This is a genomic window from Desulfonatronospira sp., from assembly GCA_003563255.1.
GTDB lineage: Bacteria > Desulfobacterota > Desulfovibrionia > Desulfovibrionales > Desulfonatronovibrionaceae > Desulfonatronospira.
Genome location: PWSL01000160.1, coordinates 1 through 9,272 on the forward strand (window position 1 = coordinate 1; position 9,272 = coordinate 9,272).

Sequence of the window (9,272 nt, forward strand, 5' to 3'; positions counted from 1 at the left end):
AAAACCACTGTCAATGCCTTCCTGAATTTCGTCAAACTCGTCCAACATCAGAAGAAGGCCCAAGTTATCCCTGCTCAGAAATTCCAGAACAATCTCTATATAATCGCAAAAATCAGTAAAAGGACAGTTCTCACTAATCCCTTTCTGCAAAATATCATTAAAACGCCTTGCTTTTTTGCCAGGGGCCAGCACTGTACCCTCGGGCAAAGGAGTACTTCTGCCAAACTTCTGTAAGCTTTTAACAATGTCTTTGGCCATTTTCCGGAATATTTCTGCTGTTGATATTCCAGCTGTATACTTGCTTCCCTCAGTCCCCTGAAGGCTGCAATAAACCCCGAGCCAGCCTGGAATGGCATCCGATCCTTCAAGATGCCAGAGAATTGATGATTTACCTGACCTGCGATTACCTTCGAGAAGAACTACGTTGCCACTTTGCATCACTTGTCTACGAATCTGATCAAGTAATTCGTCCCGGCCAAAAAAAACATCACTACGCTCTGGTTTGACTGGGTCACCACAGACATAGGGACTGCCAGAAAAAAGTTGAACTTCCTCCCTTACCCCAGAAACAGAATCAATGACTTCAAAAACAATTTCCCTTGATCCTTCAACTTGGCGACCATCAAGGAGCTTGGCGCTCCAGTGAATTGTTAGGTTTAAATTGGCTAACTCTTTCTGACTAGGACCGTTTATGTCAATAATCTTAGATTCTCCTTCTTCCAAATATGCAATTTGCTTACTTCCCCAGTCAGGCTCAGTGGAAATGATCAGATTGCGCAGAGGAAGGAATCCCTGGTTTTCGACTGTGATTGATATTTCTGAAGCTTCACCAGCGCGCAACCCTGTAGTTGAAGAATTGAATTGAAGTTCAATCCTGTTAAACATAACGTCACAGGCCAACTGCAATTGGGAAATTAACAAGCTGGTGACATTTCTGGCCTGCTCCTCAGTGGGACGTTTTCCCTTAATTTGAGAATAAGAATAATTCAGCGCCCTGATGGATTCCTGAAGCACGCTAAGGAGTCCAGGGCCTGTTGGTATTGTATCTATTCCCTGAAGGCTTGAGGCTACTGATGCAAAACTGGTAAACCATGGTTTTAAAGGGTTGCCTGAATCAGTCTCATCTGCTATTTGGTTGTAAATCTCACTAACCCTTGATGCCAGTCCACTCTGAAAAGACAAGTCCAACGAATCTTCCATTAGTTCATCATGTCTTGAGAGTTCAGGCTCAATCCTGTCCAGCCAGTCCGCAACTGGGTCCTGATCACACCTGGTCAGGATCTGGACCAGGTAAGTCAGGGCATTGACCTTGTTTTCATGATACCGCCTGGCCACATTCTGCTGAATTTGCAGGGGCGGCACCGGAACCGGCAATTCTTCAATGCTGGTTTTGGATAGATGTTTTATGGTTGTTCCGCGGGCATGAGCATCGAGCCATTTTTTGCACTCGTTGCTCTCTAAGTAGGCCAAAAGAAAGTGAGGGTCTATAAGGCCCTGATCCACTCTGAGGATTACAAGCCCTGAAGCGGCAATGGCCCCTACAGCGCTGTTGCGCACCAGGCCGGCCTTGCCAATGCTGCCTGATTTGGAAATAAGAATATCCCCTGATTTGAGTTTCCATTTGGGGTCAACACCAGACGCTGCTTCCGGTGCGAGCCAGGATGAGGCTTTGGAGGCATATCCATGCTGGATGTCTTTTATTCTAACATACGGAACATCCTGATGCTGTAATTTGTCTTTTTCTGGTATAGATTTATCTTTTCCAGCCTGTAATACTTGTTCAGCTAAATCGGTCAGGTGCGGAGAATAATCTAAGAGATTTTCACTTGGCATGGGCCTGCCTGCCATAATCCTGCAAAAATCTCCAAGCTTGAGAATCTGAACTTCATGCGGAAGGGAATCTAGGACCCCTGTCAAAGCGTTCAATTCGCGTCTCTTAGGTGTTAAATCATAATCCAGTTTTTCCAGGTCGTTAGCTTCAACCTCCCAGGAATGCTCTGCATGATCTTTGCTTCTGGCCTGTTGAACCAGCTCATTGAGCTGTTCAGACTGAATCGCAACTACTTTACTACCTGGCGGCTTGAAAAAATATGGTTCAGCATCCAGCATCCGGATTTTTTGGGTTTCACCTCCGCGCCTGATTGCCAGGATGGCGGTCTTAATACCGGCATAGGGCAAAGCACCTGCTGGAAGAGATATCACAGCCTCCACAGTGTGCCTTTCAATAAGCATCCGGCGCAGCGGCATTTCTGAACTTCTGAAAAGCACCCCCTCAGGAACAATGATCAAGGCCCGGCCTTCAGGTTTGAGCTGGGAGAGTGCGTGCTGAATAAAAAGGGCCGCACCATCTTTGGTCCTGACCGGATAATGCTCCAGTCCGGCCGGATCAACGCGCATGCCCATAGGTGGATTAGTTAGAACCAGATCAAATCCATTGGACACAGAATCGCTGGAAGGAGTTCTTTCCAGGCTGCTGCCCAGCTCCAGGCGCGGCTCTTCCACTCCAGCCAGAATGATCCTGGTCAGCCCGATTACAAAGGATTCGGGGTCCAGCTCAACTCCGGCAATGTACAGCAAGGAAGAGCTGACACGCCTTGGTTCTTTGTTTTGCTGCTCTTGCACATAATCCCAGGCTGTAGTGAGAAGACTTCCCAGGCCAAAGCATGGATCATAAATCCTGGCCCCTGGAAATGGCGCGGCCAGTCTGACCATGATTTCCGCGATGCCGGCAGGAACAGGCAGAAAACCAGATCCAGCTGAATGTTTTTTTGAAGAGTTTTCAATTATGGAATCAAAAGTTTTCAGCAACGCCCTGCGGTCAGCCTGGGTTTCAAAAGGCTGATCAGCCAGCCATCCTGCCAGCGGGGTCCAGGATGATGGGGGCAGCCCGGATACTTTTTGAATAGTTGGAATGAGGCGGCAAAGGTATGCTGCCAAGGTGTTCTGGGATCTGTTCAGGCTCTGCAGCCTGGGCAGAAGTTGGTCTTTGAAAAAGGTCTGCGTCTTTTCAGGGGAAAAGGCATGCCATGTTCTCCAATGACAGCTTGCAGGGAGTACAGGGCTGTACTCAACCTCATCAAAAGCGGCCATGGCTTCCAGTTCCGCGTCCTGGAAATCAACCCAGCGCAAGAATATAAGCGTTGCCAGGATTACAGGCAGGTCATGGCGCGACAGATCAGGATATTTTCTGAAAAAGTCGAGGGAGTTGCTGGATGCTGAACTCGAATAACCAGAACCGGGCATGACTATAACTCCCCGGCAAAGGCCTTGAAAAAAAACAGCCAGGCCAGCTGCTCCACATAGTTGCGGGCGTCAACACCTTCATGATTGAGCTGGTCACAGGCGTTTTTCACTGCCTGACGGACTTCTTGTCTTGGGTCAATCCCCTGGGCAAACTGCCACAGGGTCTTGAATATGGCCATTTCCTGATATGGACGTACTGTTTTGCGGGTGATCTGGTCTACATGATAACCAGCAGAGAAGGCTTTCTCCCATCGATTCCAGTCAAGGGAGACCCCCATGCGGGTGATAATGTCCTGGGGGGAAGGAACACTTTGCAGAGTCTCATAATTGCCGGTGTCGTTATCCGTGAGAATCCAGTCCCGGCCGTTGGAAGCCATGGAAAACCTGATTATCAGCCTGCGGGCATAACGCGAGGCCTGCTGCATACCATCAGCCGCGCTGCCGGCTTTGACCTCAAGTACTGCCAGGGGAACCCCGTGATGGGTAAGCAGGTAATCAGCGACAATTTCCTGGGAAGGATCGTACATGTTTTCACCGCTGATATTGACCCGGCCCGGTCCAATACGCACCTCCCGCCTCCATCCCCAGCCGGCTGCTGAAAGAGCAGGCTCGATCAACTCCTGACATATGGCACGTTCATTCTGGACCGTCATGTACTCTCCTGAAACATCTTGCTCATAATAAGATGCCGGCTTTGCCGGCGGTAATCATCCTGGCCATAGCAACCAGCATGCCAATCATTAATACATTTGCTCAATAACCCTACAGCGAAACTTTGATTTTATTCGCAGGGGACTGGCTCTCCCCGTACTTATTTTTTCAAGCAAATAAAATCACCTTTTAACAAAAATAAGTGCAGTGGTGCCTGTCCCAGGTGGCTGTAACCAGCGAGGTTTGAAAAGTTTCGCTGTAGTGATAACAAATAATTCAGGAATAGGAGCATCAGGTATGTCCTGCATATCATGCCCTTTATTGAATATGTCTGCAATTATCTATAATAATCATTGCTTATCTCTTTGTACGTCCCGACAACATCGAAAGGTTCTTCAGCCGGATCAAATGCAGGCTGGGAGACATAGTCGTTCCAGTGCTTTTCATAGAGCTTTCGTCTTAAAAGAATTAGCTCAACATTTTCACCTGGACTGCCCTCATCAAGACCAGGATCAAACTTGATTCCACCAATATCCGTCAGAATATAGCGGTGATGCAGCTTTTCTCCGCCCTTACGTTGTTTCCAGCGCTGAATAATTAGTTTGCATTCAGCTGGTATTCTTGGCTGGAGATGACTGAGGCACTCACTTTTAAAATAACTGAAATCCGCTTTGTCAGAGGTGTGCAATGCTATCTTTCTCATCGCGGGCCGAGCCAACCGGTTGGCTACAAGCGTATTGATAAATGCTTCAAGCGGCTTCCGGAATCTTGGATTTTCTGCCCCGAAGTGGGGATCAATAAAATGAAGTTCTGAACAATTAGCCAGCAATGGAATTATGAATTCAGACATGATCTTAGCTTTTCGGGGACAACACTCCTGATCATCGACTTTCCAAAGTGCACTGGTATCAACGTCTCCCTTTTTCAACACTTTGGCATGCTTTCTCGGGTTCACCCTTGACAGGATAGCCTGAAACGCCTGCCTTTCATTTTCTATCTCAGCATTTTCCAGCCAAGAAATGTTGCCATTATACTCATATCCGATACGCCGAATGCGCCGTTCCGCAAGAAGATTGAAAATAGCAGTTATCCTTGGCATCTCATTATCCGGATCTGCATTAGCTGCTGCCTGCTTGAACTGCTTTCTCCAATTTTTGAATCCTGGAAATTCGGACATGATTCGAGAAGTTCCAATCCCAAATTGTTCGATAAAATATCGATATTCAGAACGATCCTTACCCCAATCAACTGCAAGCTCAGGCTCAATAGCATACTCATAAATCATCAGAACAGCTCCCTGGCACGTTCAGCAAAAAAACCATGGGGCCAGGGCCGGTCAAACTCACCTTCCTTATTGACTGGTATGTGCAACACCTGTGAGCCTTTATTATCTGGCTGGACATACAGCACAGATACCTGGTCTGGAGTAATAGGAATAGCACCTTCTTCCAATTCACCTTCGGATGTTTCCCTTATACGACGAAGGATGCGCAGGATTAAATGCTCGGAGTGGGTTTCAAGCAGGAAAGTGTTATTGTCTGAAAGAGCAGATTCAATAAAAACATCCCCAAGCTCTGCCTGCAAGGCAGGGTGTAGGTGAATCTCAGGCTGCTCAATGGCTATGATCTTATTCTTAGATCCATAGGCAGAAACAAGCACGGGCAGAACCTGACTCACGCCGATCCCAACATCACGATGAGATACCTGGGTGTCTGTTCTGCGATCAAAAAGCACCAGCTCTTGTATACTGACAAGATCTGCCTCTTTGTTTCTTATTTCAGACAACACTCCGTATAAAGTTCCAAACAGATCACCGCCGATATCATCTTCATTGCTACCTCCAAGACGGTCATAGTCTTCATCAACAAATGCTCTTTCAATCTGCTCAATGATTTCTTCATAGTCAGCGTCAATATCATCAAGGGTCAACAAGTTTCTTATGGACATTTCATAGGGGGTACTCAGCTTTTTGTCATCATTTTGCCATTTATTGACCTTATCTCTTACTTCCTTGTTACGACGGACCACATCCCAGGCATATCCGCCCCCAGCGTGCCAGTTGATGTCGTCATGATCTGCAAAAGCAATATGGCGGGGAGGGTATGAGCGAAGTGGACCTAAATATTGCAGACGCTTTATTTCAGCATAAACAACAGAATTCAACTCCTGGATCAATTCATCCAACGCCCTGGGCAGAAAAAAACGCACAGCCTTAGCCAGGTCTTCCTGACGTGTGCCACGACTTACAGGGAAAAAGTTTAGTTTCTGCTTGGCTTCTTCATCAAGGCTTTTATCTTTTATGCCTTTAGGAAAAAAAGTACCCATTGGTCCTCTCAACCTAGCAATGATTTCAGCAATAGGTTCTTCAAGGTCCTGTATATCTTTTTCTGTCACACTTCCGGTGGTAGTGAAACTTTCAAGTAAAGCGGTGACAAGTCTTCGGATAACAGGGTGCTTGTATGGCAACATGTCCAGAGCCATCATGTTTTCTGGCCTTCGGCTCATGCGCAGCAGAGTTTCTCCCTGACTTTCAAGCTCGTAGGAAATTACATTGGGCTTAGACCCGGCAATAGGCTGATCATGATCGTCCAAGGGCATGCCTATTGCTATATCCAGAGTAATATCATCAACCGGCTCAAGGATCTCTTTCAATCTGCCGGTCATTCTTCCAGTTTCCAGAGACACCCCCCATTTCATGCGAAGATTGGCCTGACGGCGATAGATATATTGGCGGAACCCCCCCAGATCAATGGAGCTACCTCCAAGCTCTGTACGGAACTGATCCAGTTCGCCGGTACGCATGGCCTCATGCATCAGGGTCAGGCTATGAATAATACTTGACTTGCCCGAACTGTTAGCCCCGAAAATGAGGGTGATGGGCTTGACAGGAATATTCTGAGATTTTGCAAATGCCTTGAAATTGCCAAGATGAAGTGATGTAATCATATTATCTTTCCTATGAGGCCAGAGCTTTGGCCTGTATTTCCATTTCCTGAAGAAGTTCTTTCATGTTGGCTTGCCGCCATGATGCTGTGAGATCGCCAGAAAAGGCTCGATGGAGGAGATTGTCGAATAGGGAATCAATGTTCTCTGTCGACTGTTTCTGTAGTTCCAACTGTCCAAGTAAACTATTAGCTATCTTGCAAAATTGAGATTGAGCATCCAGTGGTGCCACGGCTACTTCAAGCGTAGAGATGTCCTTCTGGTTTAAGCTTGCCTGATTGACTGCCCGCTTGCATCGTTGCCGGTAAGCCGTACGAACTGACTCTGTATTCAGAATTGCGAAGAGGTATTCAGGTAACACCTTGTTCTGATCTGAACGTATCAACAACAGGTTCATGCCATGAATGAGACATGGTGGTTGCCCCTTGTAAATTGCCGTCTTGCCGATATGGGACTCACTGTTGATATGGCTGAATAGTATATCCCCATACTGCAGCATCCACCTATCTCGGGCTTCATCATCAAGCTCAACATACCTAACGTGTTGAGGATTGATAATCCCAGCGGAGATCGTCTCAATACGACTTACGGGGTAGCCCTGACCATTTTGGTTTTGTGCAGCGGTAGTTCCATTTCGAAGTAGTATGAGCAGATCACCGACAGCATCGGTCGGAAGCCGAAGAGGATTTAGGACGGGATCACCAAACATTTTAATGAACAGGGCGGGAAGAATACGTTCCGCCTTTTTATCCGCCTCAATCCGCATCTTTCGTAGATGATCCGCCTGATCGAGTATCTCGACAATTCGACGTTGCTCAGAGAACGGAGGAAGCGGGATTTTTATCTCTTTCAGATTTCCAATTGAAACACTGGCCTGATTTACCGCTCTTTTAATTATTGACTTTAATTGTATTTTGAAAAAATTTGATCTTAAGGAGTATAATAGAAAACTAGGATCAATTAGTTGAACATTAGGCCTAAGACATAATAAGTTCATTCCATGTACTAAAGGCTTTGGAAAGCCATTATACATTGCGCAATTACCAATACGCTCTTCGCTGTTTATATGGCCAAATAAAATATCGTTTTCTTTAAGGTACCACTCCTTTTTTTCTCCTTCCTTAATCCCACCATAACCGACGAGTTGAGGATTGATAACTTGTTCAGAAATTGTTTCTATCCTTGTTATGGGCAACCCATCAGCGATCGAAGATTGTCTTATATTCAAGCCATTCCTGATAGTTACGGAAATATTATCAAGGGGAACTGAAGGCCACTTCATCTTGAAGCCTCCACATCCCTAAGCAAATTTTTCAATCCACTTGTGATGTCCCGTTCAATTTCCAACACTTCACGAATCAAATCTGCCGGGTCTTCATCTGGCATTTCCTCACCAATCTGAGGCTTAAAGCGGCTTGCAGTAAGGCTAAAGTCACTGCCTTCTATCAAATCATACTCAGCCCACCAGCATTTGGGTTCTTCAGATCCTGGTGAAAGAACAGAACCGGCCTGCTGGCCAGGCGGAGTCTGAAAATCTGATTTCCGGTACTGCTCCCAAGCTTTCAACAAAGCTGGTATTTCATTTTTTTCCGGGGTTTCAGGCCTCCCCCCACCTTGGATCTTGTCCGGATCATAGCCGTCATTTTTGACTTCATAAAACCAGATTTTTCTGGTCATTGCCTGCCTCTTTTTCTGAGCATTGACCGGCTTCCGGAAAACCAGGACCGATGTTTTCACTCCAGCGTAAGGCTTAAACACTCCAGCTGGCAGAGAAACCACGGCCAGGACCTCAAATTCCACAATCAGTTTCTTTCGCAGATCCTTATGCGCCCGGGAAGAACCAAACAAAGCACCCTCGGGCACAACCACCGCACAACGCCCTCCAGGTGCCAGAGATTCCATCATCAAAGCCAGAAAAAGCAGTTCGCTTTTCTTGGATGTGGTGGGCAGATCATGACGGATTGAGTCTTTGGGCAATACACCTGCAAAAGGCGGATTTGACAAAATAACCTTGTATTTACGGTTCAGATCGTCTTCAGTCAGTCCACCCATCTCAGAGAGAACATTAGCCCTCTTTATCGGGGCCTTGCCTATGCCGTGCAAAACCAGGTTCATCATTGAAATGCGCATCATCTGCCTGGACACATCAGTACCAAATATTGAAGACTCCAGCAGGTTCCAGTCTGGAATCTTTTCCCCAGCCCCCTTATGGTAAGTCTGAATATTGGGGATCTTTTCCCTGGCTTCCTCCAGGGTCTGGTTTCGTTTCTCCAGCCATTCCTTACCATAGATAGGAAGCTCTTTTGGATTTTCACTGTACTTTGCCAGCAGATAATTTACTGTGTCTATGAGAAAGCCAGCCGTACCACAGGCAGGATCAAAAACCGTGTCTCCAATATCTGGGTCAGTCATGGCCACCATGAAGGCCCTGATCT

General features: G+C 46.7%; 6 protein-coding genes and 1 pseudogene. All 7 read right to left on the reverse strand.

Annotation, left to right across the window (positions count from 1 at the left end):
• Positions 1–3,243: N-6 DNA methylase (locus tag QZP87_RS04540; RefSeq protein ID WP_291321732.1), on the reverse strand; the 3,243-nt coding region annotated here is incomplete at its 3' end.
• A 2-nt stretch (positions 3,244–3,245) separates the two neighbouring features.
• Positions 3,246–3,896 carry a type I restriction endonuclease gene (locus tag QZP87_RS04545; RefSeq protein WP_291321733.1) on the reverse strand — a complete coding sequence of 217 codons (651 nt, stop codon included), beginning with the start codon at positions 3,894–3,896 and terminating at the stop codon, positions 3,246–3,248.
• Positions 3,897–4,231: 335 nt separating this feature from the next.
• Positions 4,232–5,179: a hypothetical protein gene (locus QZP87_RS04550; RefSeq protein WP_291321734.1), complete on the reverse strand. Its 948-nt coding sequence runs from the start codon at positions 5,177–5,179 to the stop codon at positions 4,232–4,234.
• Positions 5,179–6,558, reverse strand: a complete 1,380-nt coding sequence (locus tag QZP87_RS04555) for a DUF3696 domain-containing protein (RefSeq protein ID WP_291321735.1) — start codon at positions 6,556–6,558, stop codon at positions 5,179–5,181. The genes QZP87_RS04550 and QZP87_RS04555 overlap by 1 nt, the downstream gene beginning before the upstream one ends.
• A gap of 162 nt (positions 6,559–6,720) precedes the next feature.
• Positions 6,721–6,840 (reverse strand): annotated as a pseudogene (locus QZP87_RS15510) (AAA family ATPase); the annotation flags it as partial.
• 10 nt (positions 6,841–6,850) lie between these two features.
• Positions 6,851–8,119 (reverse strand): restriction endonuclease subunit S, encoded by a 1,269-nt coding sequence (locus QZP87_RS04560; RefSeq protein WP_291321736.1) that lies wholly within the window; start codon positions 8,117–8,119, stop codon positions 6,851–6,853.
• On the reverse strand, positions 8,116–9,272 hold a 1,157-nt coding region (locus QZP87_RS04565), incomplete at its 5' end, for an N-6 DNA methylase (RefSeq protein WP_291321737.1). The genes QZP87_RS04565 and QZP87_RS04560, both read right to left, overlap by 4 nt.